Below are 23,680 nucleotides of genomic sequence, written 5' to 3'. Positions count from 1 at the left end.
AAAAAGACTACACGATGAAAAATATATATAAAAATATACTGTGCGTTTTAGCATTAGGATTGGTTTCAGCATCTTGCTCCAACTATTTAGATGATGCACCAAAAGGATCTAAAATCCCAACAACATTGGCAGATTATGAAGCTTTTATTCGTGACGAATACACCAATCAAAGCGTAGATATTGCACAAGCTTCGACCTTGATCAACGATAAATTTATCGATATAGCAACTCTGGCAGCGCAGCGTTTGACAAAAGCCAACTATATGTGGGATGAAACCGCAGATCGTATCCAATTAAATCAAGCAGACGAAAGACAATATTATGGACAATATGCAGGTATTTCGACCTTTAACTTGATTATTGCAAATGCTTTAACAACAACAGAAGCAACAGAAGATCAAAAAAGAGTAATTTGGGCAGAAGCAAAAATTCTACGTGCAATGTCGTACTATAACTTAGTTAATTTTTATGCAGATACTTATGTGGCTTCAACTGCAAAAACAAAATTATCTGTGCCATTAATTACAAGTGCCGATATTAACGCGCCAAGTAAACAAGTAACGATTCAGGAATTGTACGATTTTATTTTGGCCGATGTAAAAGATGCATTGCCATATTTACCAAAAGTTTCTCAAACAGCTTTGCATCCAAATTTAGGAGCAGGTTATGCATTTTATTCCCGTGTTTATTTGCAAATGAATAATTATACAGAAGCCTTGAAATACGCTGATTTGGCTCTAGCCGAAAATAATAAACTGTACGATTGGGTTGCCTATTATAATGCTAATAAAGCGATTATCGATATTCCAAATTCTTATACGGCAACGCCATCTCCAATGGGATTTGATTATGTTGAGAATTATACATTTCGTCATGGCGAAAGAACCTATTTATCTACAGAATATAGTATTCCGGTAGAACGTGCGCAACGTTTTGAAGTTGGAGATGTTCGTTTTAAATCTCGTTGGAAATTAAGAACAGTTGGTGCAGATACTTATTACAGAAGAACCTTATCAGGAATGTTTAATTACGGCGGAATCACAACTGTAGAAGTATATTTAATTAAAGCAGAATGTCTGGCTCGTGCAGGACAAATCAGCGATGCATTAGACGTTTTAAATAAAGTACGAAAAACTCGTATTGAACCATCTGCTTATCAGGATATTGTAACTGCAGATAAAACAGTTGCCCTAAATGCTATTTTCAAAACGAAGTATAACGAACTTATCCTGACAATTATTCCTTTTGCAGATGCACGTCGTCTTAATGCTGAAGGTACTTATAAATTGAGTTTATCAAAAACTTCTGGTGGAGTAAACTACGCATTAGCACCAGATTCTCATTTATGGACAATGCCATTTCCTCAAGGAGCTACAAAAAATCCAGGAAACGGAACTATAACTCAAAACGTAGCAAAATAAAAACTTTAAAGCTTCCTGATTAGGACTTTCGAAAAGGAAGCTTTTACTTAAAATATCAATCAAAAATGAACACAATTAAATTTAAAGTAATTGGATTATGCATCTGTTTATTTGCATTTTCCAACAATATTCAGGCGCAAAAGAAAAAGCCTGCAGTTGCAGAAACCTCTTATAATCTTGAAGGAAATATAACCGGACTTGAAGACGGAACGACCATAAAATTAATTCCCGGAGCAACACATTCATCAGAATCTGCAGTTGCAGAAACTACAATTAAAGATGGCAAATTTACCTTTACAGGAAAATTAAATGAACCTCGTTTGTTTTATCTTGAATTCGGAAAAAACAAAGGATACATTCCGGTTTTAATAGAAAATTCTAAAATAAAATTAACAGCTGAAGCCGAAGTTTTAAAACAAGAAGAAGGAAAAATCAACTTTAAAAATGAAGTGGTTTCAGGATCAAAATCCAACGATTATTTTAAAAAAGAAACCGCTTTTAGAGAAGAATTAAACAAAGATTACGAAGAATACCACAAAGGAAGTGAAGAAGTTGCAGAAGCATACGGAAAAGCAAGAGTTTCAGGAAACAAAAAACTGATGGATTCTATTGGAAATTCTCCTGCATGGAAATCTTTCGAAGTAAAAGAAAAAGCATTCTTTAATAAAGTCGAAAAAACTACAGCAGATTTAATTACAAGAAATAAAGCAACTTGGTGGGGACCGTTTTTTATGATCACACAATACAGTTATTTCACACCGGATCAAAAGTCAATTTATGAGCAATTTTCTCCAGAAGCAAAGAAAAGTTATTACGGTCAATTGGTAGATAAAGATCTTAACCCAAAGTCTTTAATCGGAACAAGCGTTGCCAATTTCGGTCTAAAAGACAAAGACGGAAAAGCCTATAATGTAAAAGACATTGTTGCAGGAAAAAAATACATTCTGATTGATTTTTGGGCGTCTTGGTGCGGACCATGTCGTAAAGAAATTCCAAATTTAAAAACAGCTTATTCAGAATATGCAGGAAAAGGATTTGAAATTTTAAGTATATCAATCGATAAAGACGAAAAAGCATGGCAAAAAGCTTTAGCACAAGAAAATATGCAATGGCACAATCTTTTGGATGACAATAAAGTAAGTAATGCATTTAATGTAAAAGCAATTCCGGCAACTTATTTAGTAGATAGCAAAGGCGTAATTATTGGTGATAATTTAAGAGGTGCAGAATTAGAAGCCAAATTAAAAGAACTTTTGAAATCATAATTCTCAATTTCAATTAAAATTTCAATTAAAAATTGAGAATTAAAAGTTAAAAATTAAAAACCAAAATAGTCACACAGCTATGTTAGTTTAAACAAGTGAAACGCCTTTTTTAAACTTTCAACATCTATGTCTCTATGTGTTAAAACAGACAAAGCATTCTTAAAATAAAAAAATATCAAACATGAAAAGTACAATCTTAAAATCAGGTTTATTAGCCTTAGCGCTAACAGCCACAATTAGTTCCTGTTCTAAAAAAGAAGAAGGATTTACAATAAACGGAAATATTGTCGGACAAAAAGACGGAATGGCCTATCTGGAATTTCAGGATGGAGATAAAAATGTTGTAAAAGATTCTGCTAAAATTGTAGACGGCAAATTTACTTTTGCAGGAAAAGTAGACGAACCTTTGAGATACAGCATCAAACTAAAAGGACAGGAATTTGGAAGAGTTTTTGTTTTATCAAATGAAACTATAAATCTTGTTGGTAATAAAGACAGTATTTTTAATGCAAAATTGACCGGAGCGATTCAGGATTCGATTTATATGTCTTATTACAAAAACGAATTTACAAAGATCCAGAAAATTGCAGGTCCGGTTTACAAAACATCTGATTCTATAAGTCAAAACGGAAAAGTAAAACTAACTCCGGAACAAAAAGCAATGATGGACAAACGTTGGGCAGATTTACAAAAGTTGGCAGATGATCTTACTTTTAAATTTATTAAATCTCATAAAGATCAGATTGCCGGAGCTTTAGTTCTGGACGATCGTTTAGTAACATACGGAACTCCGGAACAAGTAAAAGAATATTTTGCAGTTTTGAGCCCTGAAGTTCAGAAATCTTATTTTGGTAAAAAAATAAAAGAAGGAATTGCACTTAACGATAAAACCGCTGTAGGCGTTGCAGCTCCGGAATTTTCTCAAACTGATGTAAACGGAAAAGTGGTAAAATTATCTGATTATAAAGGCAAATACGTTTTGGTTGATTTCTGGGCAAGCTGGTGCGGTCCATGCCGAAAAGAAAATCCAAACGTAGTTGTAGCTTACAAAGCTTATCATGATAAAGGATTTGAAGTTTTAGGCGTTTCATTAGACGATAAAAAGAATCTTTGGGAAAAAGCAATCGAAAAAGATGGCTTAAGCTGGACACACGTTTCTGACCTAAAAGGATGGAAAAATGATGTTGCCGTTTTATACGGAGTAAAACTAGTTCCAACCAATTACTTAATTGGACCAGACGGAAAAATAGTAGCTAAAAATCTAAGAGAAGAAGCACTTCAAGCTAAACTAAAAGAGATTTTTAGTAAATCTTAAAAAGTAAAAGTAGCAGTCAAACTTTGTCAAAGTTTTAAACTTTGACAAAGTTACTTCACGCTAAAAAAAACATCTCAATTACAAAAAATGAAAAAACACATCTTCGTGGGCTATTGCTCACTAGCTTTCTGTACGCTTATTTCAGCGCAAAATAAATCAGTTAATTTTAAGAAAATCAAAGAATTAGGTGGAATAGAAGAGTATTTGTACCAACCAAACGGTATGAATGTTTTACTCTTGCAAGACAATGCTTCGCCAGTTGCAACAGTGCAAATTGTATATCGTGTTGGTTCTAAAAACGAAGTTTTAGGAAACACGGGATCAACGCATCTTTTAGAACATTTAATGTTCAAGGGAACGCCAAGTTTCAACAAAAAAAGTGGAACAACAATTACAGATGTTCTTCAAAATACCGGAGCGCAACTCAACGCAACGACTTGGTATGACAGAACCAATTATTTTGAAACATTGCCAAGTGACAAAATTGCGTTAGCATTACAAATTGAAGCCGACAGAATGCGTAATTCTTTATTATTGAAAGAAGATAAAGACGCTGAAATGACAGTTGTTCGCAACGAATTTGAACGCGGAGAAAACGATCCAAACAGTTTATTAGACAAAGAAATTTGGGCAGCTGCATATATTGCACATCCTTATCATCATTCTACAATTGGCTGGAAGTCTGATATCGAAAAAGCGCCAATTGAAGTATTACGCAATTTCTACAACACTTATTATTGGCCTGATAACGCCACTTTGACGATTATTGGTGATTTCAAAAAAGAGAATGTTTTTGATTTAATCGAACAGTATTTTGGTAAAATTACAAAAGCACCAAACGCAATGCCTCAGCCATATACGGAAGAACCAGAACAATATGGACCTCGCAAAATTGTAGTTAAAAAGCCTGGAGAATTGGGCGTTGTCAACAAAGCTTATAAAATTCCCGGAGCTTTACACGAAGATTTACCAGCTTTGAATATTCTGGCAGAAATTATAGGTTCAGGTCCATCGGCTATTTTAAACAAAACTTTTGTAGACACACGTTTAGGAATTTATGCGTATTCAAGCGCAACAAATTTTAAAGAAGTTGGACTTTTTAATATTGGAGTTGGTTTTCCAACGACTTCAAAGCACGAAGATATCGATGCTAAAATTAGTGAAGTTGTAGCCAAAATTCAGAAAGATGGCGTTACGCAAGAAGAAGTAAATCGTGTTGTAGCCAATATCAGCGCGCAAACTATTTTGGGGCGTGACGGTTCTGGCGTAATAGCTTCACAATTAAACGAAGCCATTGCAGCAGGAGATTGGACAGATTATATTACTGGAGTTGACCGATTGAAAAAAGTAACGCCAGCAGATGTTTTGCGTGTTGCTCAAAAATATCTAGTTGAAGATCAGAGCACAACCGGATATTTTGTTCCGAAGCAAAATGGAGGTCAAAATCAGGAATCGGCGCAAGCCAATAATTTTATGCCAGAGAATGGACCATTTTATTACAGACATCCAGAAAGCGGACATGTTCATAATGAAGCTTCTGAAGTTCATTTATCTGAAGAAAAAACTACGACCAAACTACTTGCTTTAGAAGATGAAACTTTAATTGAAAAAACAGCTTCGGCTTACAAAAGAGAAAAAGTAGCCGGAATTGATGTAGTTTCTGTAAAAACTTCGGCTAAAGATTTTGTGACCGTTGCAGCAAGTATTTCGCTAGGAAATTATGCCAATGAAAACAAAAATCTGGCAATTCCGTCTTTAACAGCTTCAATGTTGTCAAAAGGTACAACGCTGAACGATAAATTTAAATTCTCAGAAAAGCTTCAAAAATTAGGTGTAAATATTAACGTAAATGCTTCTACAACTAAAATAAATATTGGTTTTAAATGTCTGAAAAAAGATTTAGATCAAGTCATTACTTTATTGGCAGAAGAATTAAGAAACCCATTATTTGATGCCAAAGAATTCGAAAATTTAAAGCAGCAATTTACCGGTAGTATTCAGCAAAATCTGAATGATCCGGGAGAAAGAGGAAATATTGCGTTGACACAAGCTATTTATCCAAAAGCAAATCCGAATCATGATCTAAGTGTTGAAGAAGATTTATCGAATGTAAAAAAAGCAACTTTGGAAGAAGTAAAAGCATTCCATAAAAAATATTTTGGACCAGCTTCAATGCATTTGGTTATTGTTGGCGATACTGAAGGCGCTAATTTGAATATTTCATTAAGTAAATCTTTCAAAAACTGGAATGGTGGTGTAATCGAAAACATGAAGTTTGAAGAAGCTGTAAAAGCAAATTCTAAAACAGAAGTTATTACAATTCCTGAGAAACCAAGCGCTGAATTGTACATTGGACAATACACAGGTTTAAAAAGAACCGATGCAGATTATATTCCGTTTTACATTGGGAATTATACTTTGGGCGCTGGTTTTGCTGGTCGTTTGATGCAAACAGTTCGTGATAATGACGGTTTAACATACAACATTTCATCTGGAACAGGCGGAAATATTGCAACTGGTGGTTACTGGATGGTAAATGCATCTTTTAATCCAACTTTATTCCAAAAAGGATTGGACGCAACAATGGTTCAGGTGAAAAAATGGGTAAACGACGGAATTACTTTGGAAGAATTAGAAAACAAGAAAACCAATTTAATTGGAAGTTTTAAAGTTGGAATGGCAACCACAAACGGAATGACGAGAACAATTTTAGGCTTTATAGAAAGAGGTTTGGAACCAAGCTACATTGATCAATATCCAAAAGATATTGAAAAAGTAACGTTGAAACAAGTAAATGACGCTATCAAAAAGTATGTTCAGCTAGACAAAATGATTATCGTAAAAGCAGGTTCATTAGATAAAGATGGGAATCCTTTGAAGTAGTTTTTTAAGAAGTTAGAGGTAAGAGGTTAGAAGCAAGATTGTGACTCAACTTTGTCAAAGTTTTAAACTTTGACAAAGTTATCGCAATCCAAAACCTGAAACCTGAAACCTGAAACCTGAAACCTGAAACCTGAAACCTGAAACCTGAAACCTGAAACCTGAAACCTGAAACCTGAAACCTGAAACCTGAAACCTGAAACCTGAAACCTGAAACCTGAAACCTGAAACCTGAAACAAAAAATAAAAAATAAAAAAACCAATTTTAATAGTTGTCTTTCATTTTTAAATCTGAATTAGTAAGCAATTTTTTGTGAAAGACCCAAAAGAGCTGTTATGCCGACAGCTCTTTTTTTAAATCAAACTTAAAATATCAAAACAAAAAAACAATGAAAAAATTCATCATAACCTTACTATTGCTTGTGAGTTGCAGTATGTTTGGACAAATGTATAATCCGGTAAAATGGACTACTTCTGTAGAAAAAATATCAGATAAAGAATATATTTTAAAAGCCGAAGCTGCGATTCAGTCCGGTTGGCATTTGTACGGACAATATATCGAAGAAGGCGGACCATCGGCGACAGCTTTTTCGTTTAAAAATCCAAAAAATAACTTTGAATTAGTGGGTAAAACTACCGAAGGAAAAGGGCATGAAGTCGTGGATAAAATCTTCAATATGAAAATTAAATATTTTGAAGATAAAGCCCTTTTTACGCAGAAAATAAAATTCAAATCAGATCAAATTTCAAACATCGCAGCCGAAGTTGGATTTATGGTTTGTGACGACAGCAATTGTTTACCGCCATCATCAGAAGAATTATCTTTTAAAATTCCGAATTCGAAAAAGTTGGCTTCCGCCGAAGAAACAGCAATTGTAAAAGATTCAGCTATTACAGAAGAAAAAGTGACAGTAAAAACAGCTGAAAAAGTAGAAACACAAATTGAAAGTCCAGCTAAAAAGAAAGATTCAAGAGGTTTAATAAGCATTTTTATTATTGCATTTCTATCAGGATTTGCAGCTTTATTAACGCCTTGTGTTTTTCCGATGATTCCAATGACAGTGAGTTATTTTACTAAACAAAGTAAAACCAAAGCGGCAGGAATTAGAAACGCTTTGATTTATGGATTTTCAATCATCATTATTTATGTTTTATTGGGTTCAATTGTAACGGCCGTTTTTGGTGCCGATTCTCTGAACGCGCTTTCAACGAATGTTTGGTTCAATCTTATTTTCTTTATTTTATTGGTTGTTTTTGCCGTTTCTTTTTTGGGAGCTTTCGAAATTATGCTTCCAAATGCATTGGCAAATAAAGTCGATTCACAAGCGGATAGAGGAGGATTAATCGGGATTTTCTTTATGGCTTTGGCTTTAGCCATTGTTTCATTTTCTTGTACGGGACCAATTGTGGGAACATTATTAGTCGAAGCAGCTTCAAAAGGAGGAATCGCGCCAATTGTTGGAATGTTAGGATTTTCGACTGCGATCGCTTTGCCGTTTTCATTGTTTGCTGCATTTCCGGGTTGGTTAAATGCTTTGCCAAAATCTGGCGGATGGCTGAATACCGTAAAAGTTGTTTTAGGCTTTTTAGAATTGGCTTTAGCTTTCAAATTTTTATCAAATGCTGATTTGGTTTTGCAATTGCATTGGCTGGAAAGAGAAGTGTTTTTAACGATTTGGATTGCCGTTTTTGGAACTTTAGCTTTCTATTTATTCGGAAAAATAACATTACCGCACGATTCTCCATTAAACCATATTTCAGTTGGAAGATTAGGTTTTGGATTAATTGTTTTATCGTTTACTATTTATTTGATTCCGGGACTTTGGGGCGCACCTTTAAAATTAATCAGCGGATTTGCGCCTCCAATGCAATACAGTGAGTCGCCAGACGGATTTGGCGCTTCTAAAAGTGTTGGCGAAACAAAGTCGGCTTTACCGGAAGGCGCAGAATTTGGTCCGCAAAATATAATCACTTTTCATGATTATAATAAAGGAATGGAATTCGCAAAGAAGAACAGAAAACCTGTTTTATTAGATTTTACAGGTTATGCGTGCGTAAATTGTAGAAAAATGGAAGAATTGGTTTGGTCAGATCCAAAGGTTTTAGGTGTTTTGAAAAATGAAGTAGTTTTGATTTCATTGTATGTAGACGACAAAAAAGAGCTTCCGGAAAACGAACAATATGTTTCTGAAACAACGGGCAAAAAGATTAAAACGGTAGGTAATAAATGGAGCGATTTACAAATCAAAACCTACAAAGCAAACGCGCAGCCTTTTTATGTAATTGTAGATCAAAACAGTGCAAACTTAACGGAACCTTCGGCGTATAATCCTGATATCGAAGATTATTACAATTGGTTGAATACGGGAATCAAAAACTTCAAATCATAATTGTTTTTAGAAAAAATAGTCATGGAATCTATTATAGAAAAAACAGCGACAACAGAATTAGAACATTATTTTTCTAAATTTAGAGGAAATACAATTGGCGTTAATCATTTTTTTGAATCAGTTTACGGAAAACAGAAAATATTGTACGCAGATTGGATCGCAAGCGGAAGATTATACTTTCCAATTGAAGAGATAATGCTCAATAAAATAGGTCCGATGATTGCCAATACGCATTCGTTTTCAAGCGAAACCGGTAAAGCATCTACATATGCGTATCAACACGCGCGAGCAATAATTAAAAAGCACGTAAATGCCAATGAATCAGATTGTCTGGTAACGACCGGAACCGGAATGACAGCAGCTTTATCAAAATTACAGCGCATAATGGGACTTCGTTCTGAGGATAATATTTATAATGTAAAATTGCAATTTGATGATGAAAGACCAGTTGTTTTTATTACACATATGGAACATCATTCTAATCAGGTTCCGTGGTATGAAACCATTGCCGATGTTGTGGTTTTGCCTGCAGATGAGAACAATTTGGTTGATCCAAAAATCTTGTCTTCAGAACTTGAAAAATATAAAAAACGAAGTTTAAAAATTGGTTCGTTTACGGCTTGTTCGAACGTTACAGGAATTATCACGCCGTATTATGAATTAGCCAAAATCATGCATCAAAATGGTGGTTTTTGTTTTGTTGATTTTGCGGCTTCGGCACCTTATGTTTCGATTGATATGCATCCCGAAGATCCTGAAGCGCAATTGGATGCAATTTTCTTTTCGCCTCATAAATTTTTAGGCGGACCAGGAACTTGTGGAGTTTTGGTTTTTAATGAGAAATTATACAAATCCAGTTTTCCTGATAATCCCGGTGGTGGAAACGTAAAATGTACCAATCCGTGGGGCGAATATCATTATAATGATGCGATAGAAGTAAAAGAAGATGGCGGAACTCCCGGTTTTCTACAAGTAATTCGTACGGCTTTGTGTTTAGAATTGAAAGAGCAAATGGGCGTCGAAAACATGAAAAACAGAGAAAAGGAATTACTGGATTTATGTTATTCAAAACTTCAAAAAATCGAAGGAATTTCTATTCTGGGTTATTTAAATACAGAACGAATTGGTTGCGTTTCTTTTAATATTGAAAACATTCATTATAACTTAATTGTCCGTATTTTAAATGATCGCTTCGGAATTCAGGTTCGTGGCGGTTGGTCTTGTGCGAGTACATATGCGCATTATTTATTCGGTATTAATCGGGAAGAATCTGCAGAAATGACAAAAGAACTTCTTCAGAAAAACTTAACCAATAAACCGGGTTGGGTTCGTATTTCTTTGCATCCAACAATGACTAACGATGAACTTTTATTTATTTGTGATGCCATCCAAAAAATAACTGTTTATTATAAACAATGGCAAGAAGTTTATAAATACAATCCAACAAACAATGAGTTCGAGAGTATTATAAATCAGGAAACTATTGCCGAAGATGTTAAGGAATGGTTTATTTTGGAATAAGATTTTTTAAATGTAAAAAGGCGTTAATTATATTAAATTAACGCCTTTTTTTATCTATTTAATTCAGTTTTTAGAATTAATTAATTTTAACCAAATGTGCTTCAATTGCAGCTCTGTCAGATTCATATTGCGCTGGAAGTTTCAAGTTTTTACCTAATTCTTCTAACGGTTCATCAACAGTAAATCCAGGGTTTTCTGTAGCAATTTCGAACAAAACACCTCCTGGTTCTCTGAAATATAGAGAGTGGAAATAATTTCTGTCAATCTGTGGCGTAATTTGCAATCCGTATTCTTCGATTTTTTCACGGAAGTGCATTAAAATTTCGTCATTTTCTACTCTGAAAGCCACGTGATGAACAGTTCCGTTTGCTCCTAAACCGCGTTTTTCTTCCGGTAATTCTACCAAGTCAACAATCGCAGCATTTTCTACCGCATCTGTTGCATAACGATATCTGTTTACGTCTTGGTCAATCAATTTGTAACCAAATATATCTGTTAAAATTGCAGCAGTAGCTTTGATACTATTCAAAGTCAAAGTGATATTATGAAAACCTTTTGTGGCAACGTCAGCTTTTACTTCTTCAGTTTCCCATGCTTTTCTGTTATCGCCAGTTTTAGATTCGATTAATTCTAATTTTAAACCGTCCGGATCTAAGAAAGTAAGGTATTTTTCTCCGAATTTTTCAGCCGGTTTATTATAAATTACATTGTATTTTTCGAAACGTTCTTGCCAGAAATCAAGACTTCCTTTTGGTACAGAATATCCAATTTCTGTTGCCATTCCAGAACCTTTTCTTCCTTGTTGAATTCCTTCTCCCCAAGGGAAAAAAGTTAAGATTGTTCCCGCGCTTCCAACTTCGTCACCAAAGTAAAAATGGTATGTTCCGGGATCATCAAAATTCACTGTTTTTTTAATAAATCTTAATCCTAATATATTAGAATAAAAGTTGAAATTACGTTTTGCGTCACCAGCAATTGCAGTAATATGGTGTAAGCCTAAAATTTTATTTTCCATGATGTTTTTTATTTATTTAGTTGTTTTGATTTTCTTATACAAATTTACTTCGGTTATGGCTGTCTATCGATTAACCTAGATTAAGAAATAAAAAAGCCGTTATTTTTTCATTCGCATAAGAATAACCAAATAATATTCCGTTCTGTTTAATTGCTTATTTATTAGTGTTTTAAAGATGTAGAGTGATTTTTAATTATACGATATATCGTAATTTTATGGATGGAAATTGTTTTATTTACAAAATCAATAGTATTTTAATAAAGGCTATTTCTTAAATTTACGGTTATAATCCGATGCTTGTAATTCGTAAAAAACATTAAACACATAGAAACATAGATTTTATGTGTAAAAGAGGAAATAATAAAGAAATACATTTCTTTCGCATAGATTGTTATGTGTTTTTTTAAGAAGTGAAACGCCTTTTTTAAAGTAAACAAAACCTATGTTTCTATGCGTTAAAATTAAGCTCAACGATTTACAATATCAAAATACCACACCAATTATCGTTTATGGAAAAGCCGACAGATCAGACCGCAATTATTATGAATAGATTGCAGGAAAGAGAAAAAGAACAAATGCTTATTTTGTCTATTTGCAGTGCGCTTGCTCAGGCTTTATCCAAAGAAGAATTTAATAATGTTGTGAATGATTTATTAAAGGAACATTTTAGTTTTGATGATTTTATTTTGGCTTCCGCCGATGAAAAAGAAACCGAATACCATGTCTTTTATCAATTTTTAAATAAAAATGGAACGTCCCAAAAACAGACTATTAATGACGGCTTTTTTGACGTTTGTCTGGATTCTGCCGAAGCTGTTATTTTCGATCTAAAAACAATAAACGAAAAACAGAACAATTTTCCTCCTTATATAAGTACGGTAAATAATAAAGGTTTTAAAAACGGAATTGGAATTTGTCTTCCTTATATAAAGGGAAATCGGAATGTGCTTTTTCTTTTCTTTAAAAACGCTACGACTTTTAGCAGAGAATCCAACCGAATTATTCGTGGAATCGCAATGCAACTTTCTATTACTGTCAGAAATATTTTGATGACGGAAGAATACGAAAATAACATTGCTGAATTGAAGGTTTTAAAACAAAATTTAGGCGAAAAAAAAGCTGAAGTTTCGAACCTAAATGATGAAGGTTTTCACGGAATTGTTGGTAACAGCAATGCTATGCAAAATGTCTATGAATTAATTGCTCAAGTCGCGCCATCGCAATCTACGGTTTTGATTTTTGGTGAAACCGGAACTGGGAAAGAACTGGTGGCAAGTGCAATTCATGATTTGTCGCTGGTTTCGAATAAAAAAATGATTAAAGTAAATTGTGCTTCGATTCCTGTAAATCTTATTGAAAGTGAATTATTCGGACATGAAAAAGGCGCTTTTACGGGAGCAACAGAACAAAGAATTGGAAAGTTTGAACAAGCCGAAGACAGTACGATTTTTTTAGACGAAATAGGAGAGTTGCCTTTAGAACTTCAAGGAAAACTGCTTCGTGTTTTACAAGAAAAAGAGATTGAAAGAATTGGCGGAAATAAAACCATAAAAGTAAATGCAAGAGTTATTGCAGCCACAAACAGATCGCTTGAAAAAGAAGTTGCCGAAGATCGTTTTAGAAGTGATTTATATTACCGACTAAATGTATATCCGATTCCTTTGCCTGCTTTGCGCGATCGTCCGGAAGATATTGCCGTTTTAGGGAATTTTTTCTTAGAAAGACACGCTGGAAAAATTGGAAAAAAGATTAAAGGTTTTTCTAAAAAAGTCCTTAATAGCATGACGGCAAATGCGTGGCCGGGAAATGTGAGAGAATTAGAAAATATGGTAGAAAGAAGTGTTTTGTTTGCCAAAAACGATGTTATAAGCGAAATGACTTTTCCTCAAGTTTTTATAACAGAATCGAATACTGAAACTGATTTGTACTTAAAAACATTGCAGGAAGTAGAACGCGAACATATTTTGAAAGTCGTAAAAAAATGCAACGGAAGAATTTCTGGTCCGCAAGGCGCAGCTATTTTATTAGACTTGCCCGGAACAACTTTAATTTCGAAAATGCAGAAATTAGGCATTAAAAAAGAACACTTTTTAAGTTGATTTATTCTTGTACAACATTTATCTTTCCAGAAGAAAAAGCCCAGAAAACAAGCAAAATCATACAGATCGCCAAAGCAATTGCCGGAAACTGAAAAGAAATTCCAAATGCGATTATATACGTTGGAAGTCCGTATAAGTAGTTATTTCTGATTTTCAGGATTGCCGAATTTGTAATTCCCGGACGCAAAAGTTTTTTGTTTTTACTCGCAATAAACCACAAAAGATTGTACGAAATATTGATTAATACAAAGATTCCTGTATAAAGCGCCACGGCAATATTGGAGGCTTCTCCATCAAAAAAACGAGCTAATAAAGCGGTTGGAAATGATACAGCAGAAACCAGAAAAAGAATCAATCCGTTTGCAAACATAATGGCAGTATTGCGGCTGTAAATTTGTTTGAAAATCTTATGATGATTGACCCACATGATAAAAATACTGAAAAAAGAAAGCGTAAAAGCCAGATATGATGTCCATTCGCCTTTTAGATAAACCAAAAGATCTGAACCGTTTTTGATAATATTTGTGTCCGGAACATGAAGATCCAAAACCAAAAGCGTAATTGCAATGGCAAAAACAGCATCACTGAAATTCTCGATTCGTACGGTTTCTTTTTCCATTTTATAATTTTGTAATTCTGTGTGATTTTTTACCGCAAAGTTCGCAAAGGTTTACGCAAAGCTCGCAAAGTTTTTAGACAAAGCTTTGCGAACTTTTTATACACAAACTCGATTAACAGTAAGAAAAAACTTTTGCGAACTTTGCGGTTAATATTTTTTACCGCAAAGTTCGCAAAGGTTTACGCAAAGCTCGCAAAGTTTTTAGACAAAGCTTTGCGAACTTTTTATTCACAAACTCGATTAACAGTAAGAAAAAACTTTTGCGAACTTTGCGGTAAAATTTTTTCTTAATCTATAGTTTTATAAATATTGATTTTCGCAATTTCGTTTCAATATTTTTAGTTTTGTGTCCTTTTCCTGTAGTGTCTTCAACCAATAAAATAGAACCAGTTTCAAAAGTTCTTTTCTCGCCAAGCGAAGTTTCGATTTCTACGCCACCTTCTAATAAAACAATGTACTGCCGATCCGGTGCATTATGAAAATCGTAATCATAAGAAGGTTTGACTTCTCTAAAAACAATTGATCTCACAGGTTCATTATCTGATAAAAATCCAATGTCGCCATTGTTTTTCAACGGAACTTCAAAATCCTCAAAATGACTTTCGCCATTTTCGTCGCTGTAAACCCGGGTTATCGTAATCATTATTTCTTAGAAAAAATAAGCGCATTTGCACAATCCACTTCATCTTGACTGATGGTATGTCCCATATTTTGATAGATTTTTTTAGTAACGTCTGCGCCTAATTTTTCAAGAAGTGCTTCGGTTTCGTTTACTCTTTCAACGGGAACATGATAATCAGGATCGCTTGTTCCGATGAAAATTGGAGTATTTTCGAAATTTCCTGCGTAATGATTTTCATATACTTTATCGCCAATAAGTCCGCCTGTAAAAGCTACAACGCCGCCATATTTAGCAGCATTTCTAGCCGTAAATTCCAAAGCCAGACAAGCTCCCTGCGAAAAACCTAAAAAGTAGATGTTCTCTTTCTCAATTCCGTTTTGCTGAATAGCAACCACAACCTGATGAATGGCTTCTAATGATTTTGAGAAAGAAGGTTCATTTTCTTCCAATGGCACTAAAAACGAATACGGATACCAGGTTCTGTTTTCGGCCTGAGGCGCAATTAATGCAAAATCTTCAACTTTAAGATGTTTCGCAATTGAAAGAATATCGTGAGCACCAGCGCCACGTCCGTGTATCATGATTAGGGCTTTTTTGGCTTCGTTTAAGGGGATACCTTCGGTTATAACGTCTGTATTCATGAGTTTTGTTTTTTAATTAATGTTGTTGAGTAGTGTTGTTCAAACAGGAATATAAAACTTTGCGACTTTGCGTCTTTGCGCGCAAATTTCTCGCTGCTTAGAAAAAAATTAATCTCGCAAAGACGCAAAGTCGCAAAGTTTTTAAAAGCATATTATTAAAATCTACCGTTACTCAATTATTTCTTCCAGATATCTGCATATTCATCCGGATGTCTTTTGAATTGCGCATGAACATAAGGACAAAGCGCCAAAACCATCATGTTATTCGCACGAACATAAGAAACCATTTCTTCCAGAAGTTTCTTTGCATAACCTTTTCCTTCGGCTTCCGGTTCAACTCCAGTATGGTAAACCGTTAACAAATCATCTTTGATACTTACGGTCATTTCGCCTAGTTTTTTTTCATCAACATAAAGATTAAAAGCGCCGTGTTTTTTTTCGTCTAATTCTAGTTTTATTGTTTCCATATTTATTTTTTATGTCTTGGTTTAGAATTACAAAGTTCGTTAAACTAGGAGTTAAGTCTACTTAATGTAGATTAATTATAATCTTGTTTTATACCTAATTTTTTCATTTTTGAATACAAAGTCTGTGGTTGTATTTGCAACAGTTCTGCCGCGCCTCCTATGCCCGAAACTTTACCGTTGCAGGATTGTAAAGCGTTCATAATATGTTCTTTTTCCATTTGTTCCATGGATTTCATTTTTCCTGTATTTTCTAAAATAGAATTTACTGTGTTTGACGGAAGATCAAATTTTTTGATTTCATCTGTTTTGGCAAGCAGTACATTACGTTCTATCAAATGTTCTAATTCCCTGATATTTCCCGGCCAGTTGTATTGCATCAATTGCTCTAAAGCTTCGGCGCTAATACTGTTGACATTTTTGCGGGAACTCGCGGAATATTTCTTTAGAAAATAATTTGCCAAAGCTTCAATATCTTCTTTACGTTCTTTTAAAGTTGGTAATTGTATCGGGAAAACATTTAATCTGTAATACAAATCCAGTCTAAATCGTCCTTCGGCAACTTCTTTTTCCAGAGATCTGTTGGTTGCTGCCACAATTCGAACATTGATTTTAATGGTTTTATTTCCTCCAAGTCTCTGAATTTCTTTTTCCTGTAAAACACGCAATAATTTTACCTGAGAATCTAGCGGTAATTCGCCAATTTCGTCAAGGAAAATAGTTCCGTTATTGGCTTGTTCAAATTTCCCGATTCTTAAAGCATTTGCTCCTGTAAAAGCGCCTTTTTCATGCCCAAAAAGTTCTGATTCTATAAGAGAATGAGGCAAAGCAGCACAATTGACGATCACAATTGGATTTGATTTATGTCCCGAAAGATCGTGTATAGCATGCGCAACTCTTTCTTTTCCTGTTCCGCTTTCGCCAAGAATTAATACAGAAGTTTCTGCTGGAGCTACAATTTTTATTTTTTCGATTACTTCTTTCAAAAGATGGCTTTCGCCGATGATTCCGTCGATTTCCTGATTTCCGTTTTCCGTTTTTATTTCGGTAAAAGTTCCTTTTTCCTGTTCAAATCTATATTTGGCAATGTCAAGCATCACAATAAGATCTCTTTCTCTAAACGGTTTTACCATAAAACCATACGGATGCGTTGCTTTTACAGCTTCAAGTGTAGTTTGGTTGGTATTTGCTGAAATATATAGAAATGGCAATTGTATTTCGCGTAGTTCCCAAGCAAGGTCAATTCCCGTAAGGTCGCCTTTAAGCATAATGTCAAGCAAAACCCAATCCGGTTTTTTGTCTTCGATTAATTTTCGAGCTTGAACCACAGAAGAAGCAATGCCAACTATTTGATAACCCGCTTTTAACAACATGATTTTTAAGTCATTTGCTACTATAAATTCATCTTCAACAATTAGAATTTTCTCCTTCATTTCTTAAAATTATATAATTTCAGCATTATCAGATGATCCTTCAAACTCTGTGTTTCTGGTAAACGTAATTTTGATTTTCAGTCCTTTATCACTTTTCATATCAAAAATTCCATCAATTTGATCGCTTAAACCAATCATTAAATTCATACCAAGAGAATCTCTTTCGGTATCTTCAAAATCTGCCGGAAGTCCAACGCCATTATCGTCTATAATAAGTTGATATTGATTTCCTTCTGTGTTTTTTAGCGAAACATGTACTTCACCTTTTCTGTCTGAAGGAAATGCATATTTAATAGCATTATTTATCGCTTCATTTATAATTAATCCTAACGGAACTGCTTGAGCAACATCAAGATATACTTTTTCTGTGTCTAAAACAAAAAGAATATTTTTATCAGTATCAAAGCATTCTTTCATGTAATTGATTAATTCATAAATATACCATGACATATCTATATTAGCCAGATTATCAGATTGATATAGTTTTTGATGAATCAATGACATCGCATGCATTCTGTGTTGACTATTTTGAATCGCCATTAAAGCATCTTCGTTATCTAAATAAGCTGATTGTGTGTTTAATAAACTAATAACAATCTGAAGATTATTTTTGACACGATGGTGAATTTCTTTTAAAAGCCATTCTTTCTCGATCAGCATTTTTTTGTTCAGTTCGTTTTGTTCGTTAATCTGTTGTCTCTGAATTTCTAGTTCTTCGTTTTTTTTCTTTTTGGATCTGAAACTATTGTACAAAAACGCCAGAAAAAGGATCAAAACCACAACACTTCCTATAAAAACGTATCTTACAATTGTGGCATTATGAATTTGTATCTTTTGCAATTTTGCTTCCTGCGTAAGCAAATCGATATTTTTGTCCTTTTTTTCGCTATCAAATTCTACCTGAAGACTATTAATTTGTTTGCTTTTTTCGCCTTTAAAAACGGAATCAGAAAGGCTTTTATAAAGCTGATAATGTTTGATTGCATTGAGATAATCTCCTCTTGCAGAATCGGCTTTAAACCAAACTAAATAACTTTCAGATCTAATATTATTGTTTCCGGTTGCTGCCGCGCAGGAATCTAAAAGTTTAATGGTTCTGTAGAAATCATCATACTTTTTAACCTGAAGATGATAAGCAGAATAACTTCTTAAAACCGCAATACTATTTCCGTTTCTCTCTGCATTTTCGCCATAATAAGCGACCAGTCTTTTATAATAAATTGCTGCTGTAGCATTATCTTTCTTTAGTCTGTAAATATTAAATAAAAGATAATTTTCGACCATTTGACGCTCAATATTCGTGGTCGGAAAATTAACCTGCATTTCTTTTATCAATTTAAGCGCATCATTTTGTTTTTTCTGACGAATAAGCAATGAACAAAGGTTCTCAGCAATGGTTCTTACATAATCTGTATCCTTATAATATTTGGCGATTTCTAGCGCTTTATACCAATATTCTTCTGCTTTATTATTTTGTCGTAAGTAATAATAAACCAAAGCTGCACGATTATAAATCGAACTCAATTGCAAGGAATTATCGCGCATTGCAAGAGCTGTTTTTTCGGCCAATAAAGCATATTTTAAAGCTTCGGGATAATTTCCTTTTTGGGTATAAACCTGAGAAAGAATATTATAAACGCCTTGTAATTCCCTGAACTTAATGGTTTTATAAAGCGCCAATGATTCCAATAAAATAGGATCTGCTTTATCCGGATTTTCGTTGCTGCTGTATAATTCGCCAAGTTCTTTTAATGCAGTTGCTTGCTTTTCTTTTGCGCCTGATTTTTTGAACAATTCGATAGACGTTGTTTTTAATTCGGCTTTTTTATCCAGATCATTTTCATAAATAGCAAGTTCAGCATAACTATCACCTTGTTGTTCGGTTAAATTATTTTTCTGAAAATAGGCGAGTGCTTCTTTCGTCTTTTTTAGTCCGTTTTTTGAATCTCCTTTTTCTCTGAAAATCTGAGCTTCTAATAGAATTGCTTTCCCTTTACCAAGTTTATAATTTAAACTATTGCTTAGATTTTTTGCTTCGGTATTTATCGCATTTGCATTGTCAAGATCCGCTTTAAATTCGCCTGGTTTGGTGAGATAATAATTGCTTAAAGCTAAAAGTAACTCCACTTTTTGGTTGTCACTTTTAGCCGAAGCTATTTTCTTTTTTAATTGATCAGGATCTTCTTTTGACTGCGCATTTGTGTGCGTAATCAGGAACAGAAATGCAGCTATGGTATATAGAATGCATTTGTGGTTTTTGACTGCTAAATGGGGACTATTATTCATTTTTTAAAGATAATCTATTATCAGATATCTGCAAATCTGTATGTTAAATTTGCTTATTTTTCGCGGTGATAATGGTAACATATTAGCATTGCAATTCCCGGAATAATTAGAGTTCCTAAACCAAAAAACTTTCCTGCAATTGCGCCTAAAAAACATCCTGTCAAAAATCCCATAATAGTAACTACTTGTTTCTTAAAACTTAACAGGATTTCAGCATCTTTTAATCCGTTTTTTAATATGCTGCCTAAATCCAAAGAAGCTTGTGTTACATTTCCGGTCATCATAGTTGTTGGACCATGCGTTTCTTTGGCATATAATTTTCCAAAAGCATTCTGAAGGCCCATTGCAAAAACGGTTGCCATTGCGATGGTATAAATCGTCCATTCTGAAAAAATCTCTAAAAAGCCAAAAGCATAAGAAGCAATTCCGCTTAAAACCAACACGATACCTTCCCAAAATAAGATTGTATAATGATTTGTGTTTTTTAAGGCGATTCTTCCTCCGGTAATAACTGCCATAATAAATACCGGAAATGTCAGTAATTTTATCCATGCATGTACATCAGAACCTTTGATGATCTGATAAGCAAAGACAATAAAGTTGCCCGTAACGTGTGCCGAAAATATAGAATCTGCCGCAACAAATGTTACGGTATCGCAATACCCTGCAATCATGGTTAGAAGCAGGGTTACGTACCAAATGTTTTTTTGTATTTCCATAATTTTGATTATTTCAGGTGTGCACGAAGCATCCATGCCATTTTTTCGTGATTTTCTAAAAGTCCGGTAATATAATCGCTGGTTCCGGCGTCGTGAAGTTCGGCAGCAAAATTATTGATGTTTTCACGTAAGTGAATTAAAATGCTTTCGTGATCTGCCAATAATTCTTTGATGTAACCTGTGCTGTCGTTTTTCTCTCTTGATTCTTCAGTTAAATGCGTTAATGCCAAATATTCTTTTAAAGTTCCGGGCGCATAATGACCTAAAGTTCTGATTCTTTCGGCAACAGCATCTACGATTTCGTCAAGCGCTTCATATTGTTGCTCAAAGAAGATGTGTTTGTTGTAGAAATCCGGACCTTCTACATTCCAATGTGCTTTTTTTGTTTTGGTATAAAGTACAAATTCGTCAGCCAAAACTTTAGTCAATACATCTACAACTTTTGTGATGCTTTCTTGTTTAATTCCGATGTTTGCTTTCATTTTATATAAGGTTTAATAAGTAATCATTTTAAATTTATGTACTGGATATTTTTTCACGCAGATTTAAAAAGATTTAAGTTGATAAGCGCAGATTAATTGATAAAAATCTAAAATTAAATTTACTCTAATCTGCAAAATCTGCGTGAAACAAAAACTATGCTTCTATCTGTTTAAATTAATTGTTTAAGAATGTTAATAAATAAGAATCAAGTGAATATTTTCCTGCTCCAAGCGCAAGAATTAATAATAAAGACAGCGTGTACATATAAGGAACGTCGCGTACTTCGAGTGAATCTTTTCTGTGTACAACAAAATATCCTACGGCTGTAACGCCAATAGTTGGTAAGACAACAAGTCGGGTTCCGATACCTAAAATGATAAGAAATGGAACTACAGTATCAGAAAAAGTAGCGACTAATCCGTTTAGTTTTTCTGGTAAATGCAACGGATTTGGAACGTGTTCTCTTTGTCCATTTTCAACTCTGAATTTCTTCATTCCGTGTACTCTGAATAGCTCAACTGCAAGTAATACTCTAAATACTAAAAGTGCCGCATTGTTGAAGGATGTTCCTAAATCTGAGTAAAGGATTTGTTTGATAATTTCGTTCATCTTTTTTAAATTTAAAAGGCAAAACAGGAACAGCCCAAAGCGCCCCAAAATGCGTTATAGTTATTTACCGGCACGTTGCTCATTCTGGCAATATCATGACTGTGAGCATGAACATCACAGCTTCCGGAGCAACTGTGAATTTGAGAAGTCAGACTTGGTTTTGCGTCTGCTTTTGAGTTCTTTTCGATCGCACTTTGCAAATTACTTTTGGTTGGATAACCGTTGTAAATATTTGTTGGCGACCAATCCGGTAATATCGGAATGTGAGGCGGTGAAAAGGAAGAGAAATCTCCGTTTGCATACACAATTTTTCCGTCGACAATGGTTAGATCAGCTTCGATTTTTTTAATGTCTTCATCAGGAATAGAAAAATAATCACTGTCTAAAACTACCAAATCTGCAAACATTCCAACTCTGATATCTCCTTTTTTGGCTTGTTCCTGAGAAAACCATGCGCTTCCTCTGGTGTATAATTCTAGTGCCGTTTCTCGACTTAATCTGCTTTCATTATACAATTGCAAACCTCCAACTGTTTTTCCAACTGTCATCCAATACATTGAAACCCACGGATTGTAACTGCTTACTCTTGTTGCATCTGAACCTCCGCCAACGGGAACTTCCATTTCTAGCATTTTTTTAATTGGTGGCGTATTTTCGGCAGCTTTTGCGCCATATCGATCTGTGAAATATTCACCTTGATACGCCATTCTGCTTTGAACTGCGATTCCTCCACCTAAATTTTTGACACGTTCGATGTTTCTTTCGTCAATGGTTTCGGCGTGATCAAATATCCACGGTAATCCGTTAAACGGAATTTCCTTATTGATTTTTTCGAATACATTCAAAAATCTTGTAATGCTTTCGTTATAAGTCGCATGAAGTCTGAAAGGCCAGCGATTTTCTACCAAAAGGCGAACTACTTTTTCCAATTCTGCTTCCATATTTTCAGGAAGATCTGGTCTTGGCTGAAGGAAATCTTCAAAATCAGCAGCAGAAAAAACTAACATTTCTCCCGCACCATTATGACGATACATATCATCGCCCTGATATAATTTTACGGTATCAATCCAATCTTCAAAATCTTCGAATTCGTGTTTTGGTTTTTGTGTAAAAAGATTATACGCGATTCTTACCGTTAATTGTTTCTTTTCGTTTAGTTCGTTTACGACTTTATAATCATCGGGAAAATTCTGAAAACCTCCTCCGGCATCGATAACGCTTGTGATCCCAAAACGGTTCAACTCTTTCATGAAGTGACGCGTCGAATTGATTTGATGCTCATACGAAAGCGTTGGTCCTTTTGCCAAAGTAGAATACAAAATCATGGCATTTGGAGTAGCAATAATAAGTCCGGTTGGTTCGCCGTTTGAATCACGTTCAATTTGTCCTCCGGGAGGCGCTGGCGTATTTTTAGTATAACCAACGGCTTTTAATGCAGCTCTGTTCATAATCGCTCTGTCGTATAAATGCAGAATAAAAACAGGAGTTTCGGGAGCAATTGCATTAATTTCCTGTAAAGTTGGCATTCGGCGTTCAGCAAATTGAAACTCAGACCAACCGCCAACGACACGAACCCATTGCGGATTTGGTGTACGATCAACTTGTTCTTTTAACATTCGAAGTGCATCTGCAAGCGAAGGAACGCCATCCCAACGTAATTCTAAGTTATAATTTAAACCGCCACGAATAAGGTGAATGTGCGAATCGTTGATTCCGGGAACCACTCGTTTATTTTGAAGATCGATTATTTTGGTTTCTTCAGATGCAAATTCCATTATGTTGCTGTCGTTTCCAACTGCAATAAATTTTCCGTCTTTGATTGCTACAGCTGTAACATTTGGCGTTTCGGCATTGAAACTATGAATCTTACCATTGAATAAAATTAAATCTGCTTTCAT

General features: G+C 34.5%; 19 protein-coding genes. 7 read left to right on the top strand and 12 right to left on the bottom strand.

What is annotated here, in order from left to right; translation table 11 throughout:
- Positions 1-14: 14 nt before the first annotated feature.
- The 4 genes from WN975_RS07130 (at position 15) to WN975_RS07115 (ending at position 6,884) form a co-directional block, all read left to right on the top strand.
- Positions 15-1,421, top strand: coding sequence for a RagB/SusD family nutrient uptake outer membrane protein (locus WN975_RS07130; RefSeq protein ID WP_337965900.1), 1,407 nt, complete (start codon positions 15-17; stop codon positions 1,419-1,421).
- Between the two features lie 65 nt (positions 1,422-1,486).
- A complete protein-coding gene (locus WN975_RS07125) occupies positions 1,487-2,686 on the top strand; it encodes a TlpA disulfide reductase family protein (RefSeq protein ID WP_337965899.1) in 1,200 nt (399 codons plus the stop codon).
- 181 nt (positions 2,687-2,867) lie between these two features.
- The gene (locus WN975_RS07120; protein ID WP_337965898.1) at positions 2,868-4,001 is read left to right on the top strand and encodes a TlpA disulfide reductase family protein; all 1,134 of its coding nucleotides are present in this window, start codon (positions 2,868-2,870) and stop codon (positions 3,999-4,001) included.
- Between the two features lie 87 nt (positions 4,002-4,088).
- Positions 4,089-6,884, top strand: coding sequence for a pitrilysin family protein (locus tag WN975_RS07115; RefSeq protein ID WP_337965897.1), 2,796 nt, complete (start codon positions 4,089-4,091; stop codon positions 6,882-6,884).
- 78 nt (positions 6,885-6,962) lie between these two features.
- On the opposite strand, the gene WN975_RS07110 is transcribed toward WN975_RS07115, so the two are convergent.
- On the bottom strand, positions 6,963-7,121 hold the full coding sequence (locus WN975_RS07110; RefSeq protein ID WP_337965896.1) for a hypothetical protein: 159 nt from the start codon (positions 7,119-7,121) through the stop codon (positions 6,963-6,965).
- A gap of 149 nt (positions 7,122-7,270) precedes the next feature.
- Here WN975_RS07110 and WN975_RS07105 point away from each other — a divergent pair, with 149 nt between their 5' ends.
- A complete protein-coding gene (locus tag WN975_RS07105) occupies positions 7,271-9,271 on the top strand; it encodes a cytochrome c biogenesis protein CcdA (protein ID WP_337965895.1) in 2,001 nt (666 codons plus the stop codon).
- Positions 9,272-9,292: 21 nt separating this feature from the next.
- Positions 9,293-10,792: an aminotransferase class V-fold PLP-dependent enzyme gene (locus WN975_RS07100; RefSeq protein ID WP_337965894.1), complete on the top strand. Its 1,500-nt coding sequence runs from the start codon at positions 9,293-9,295 to the stop codon at positions 10,790-10,792.
- A gap of 76 nt (positions 10,793-10,868) precedes the next feature.
- Here WN975_RS07100 and WN975_RS07095 read toward each other — a convergent pair whose 3' ends face one another.
- Positions 10,869-11,807 carry a ring-cleaving dioxygenase gene (locus tag WN975_RS07095; protein ID WP_337965893.1) on the bottom strand — a complete coding sequence of 313 codons (939 nt, stop codon included), beginning with the start codon at positions 11,805-11,807 and terminating at the stop codon, positions 10,869-10,871.
- A 509-nt stretch (positions 11,808-12,316) separates the two neighbouring features.
- On the opposite strand from WN975_RS07095, the gene WN975_RS07090 reads away from it, so the two are divergent.
- On the top strand, positions 12,317-13,906 hold the full coding sequence (locus WN975_RS07090; protein WP_337965892.1) for a sigma-54 dependent transcriptional regulator: 1,590 nt from the start codon (positions 12,317-12,319) through the stop codon (positions 13,904-13,906).
- A 1-nt stretch (position 13,907) separates the two neighbouring features.
- Here WN975_RS07090 and WN975_RS07085 read toward each other — a convergent pair whose 3' ends face one another.
- The 10 genes from WN975_RS07085 to WN975_RS07040 all read right to left on the bottom strand — a co-directional run bounded on the left by WN975_RS07085 (position 13,908) and on the right by WN975_RS07040 (position 23,680).
- A complete protein-coding gene (locus tag WN975_RS07085) occupies positions 13,908-14,525 on the bottom strand; it encodes a TMEM175 family protein (protein WP_337965891.1) in 618 nt (205 codons plus the stop codon).
- Positions 14,526-14,817: 292 nt separating this feature from the next.
- Entirely contained in the window at positions 14,818-15,168 is a 351-nt protein-coding gene (locus WN975_RS07080; RefSeq protein WP_337965890.1) for a hypothetical protein, read from the bottom strand.
- A complete protein-coding gene (locus tag WN975_RS07075; protein ID WP_337965889.1) occupies positions 15,168-15,788 on the bottom strand; it encodes a dienelactone hydrolase family protein in 621 nt (206 codons plus the stop codon). Before WN975_RS07075 ends, WN975_RS07080 begins: the two co-directional genes overlap by 1 nt.
- Before the next feature lie 176 nt (positions 15,789-15,964).
- A complete protein-coding gene (locus WN975_RS07070; protein ID WP_337965888.1) occupies positions 15,965-16,255 on the bottom strand; it encodes a GNAT family N-acetyltransferase in 291 nt (96 codons plus the stop codon).
- Positions 16,256-16,326: 71 nt separating this feature from the next.
- Positions 16,327-17,685, bottom strand: a complete 1,359-nt coding sequence (locus WN975_RS07065) for a sigma-54 dependent transcriptional regulator (protein ID WP_337965887.1) — start codon at positions 17,683-17,685, stop codon at positions 16,327-16,329.
- A gap of 9 nt (positions 17,686-17,694) precedes the next feature.
- Complete coding sequence (locus WN975_RS07060) at positions 17,695-19,971, bottom strand: histidine kinase dimerization/phosphoacceptor domain -containing protein (RefSeq protein WP_337965886.1); 2,277 nt, start codon at positions 19,969-19,971, stop codon at positions 17,695-17,697.
- A 53-nt stretch (positions 19,972-20,024) separates the two neighbouring features.
- On the bottom strand, positions 20,025-20,690 hold the full coding sequence (locus WN975_RS07055; protein WP_099707991.1) for a YoaK family protein: 666 nt from the start codon (positions 20,688-20,690) through the stop codon (positions 20,025-20,027).
- An 8-nt stretch (positions 20,691-20,698) separates the two neighbouring features.
- Positions 20,699-21,172 carry a DNA starvation/stationary phase protection protein gene (locus tag WN975_RS07050; protein ID WP_337965885.1) on the bottom strand — a complete coding sequence of 158 codons (474 nt, stop codon included), beginning with the start codon at positions 21,170-21,172 and terminating at the stop codon, positions 20,699-20,701.
- A 175-nt stretch (positions 21,173-21,347) separates the two neighbouring features.
- Complete coding sequence (locus WN975_RS07045) at positions 21,348-21,782, bottom strand: DoxX family protein (RefSeq protein ID WP_337965884.1); 435 nt, start codon at positions 21,780-21,782, stop codon at positions 21,348-21,350.
- An 11-nt stretch (positions 21,783-21,793) separates the two neighbouring features.
- On the bottom strand, positions 21,794-23,680 hold the full coding sequence (locus WN975_RS07040) for an amidohydrolase (protein WP_337965883.1): 1,887 nt from the start codon (positions 23,678-23,680) through the stop codon (positions 21,794-21,796).

Origin of the sequence: uncultured Flavobacterium sp., from assembly GCF_951805225.1 — a bacterium.
Taxonomy (GTDB): domain Bacteria; phylum Bacteroidota; class Bacteroidia; order Flavobacteriales; family Flavobacteriaceae; genus Flavobacterium.
The sequence above is the reverse complement of the archived record's forward strand: the minus strand, read 5'-3'. Positions and strand labels throughout refer to the sequence as shown.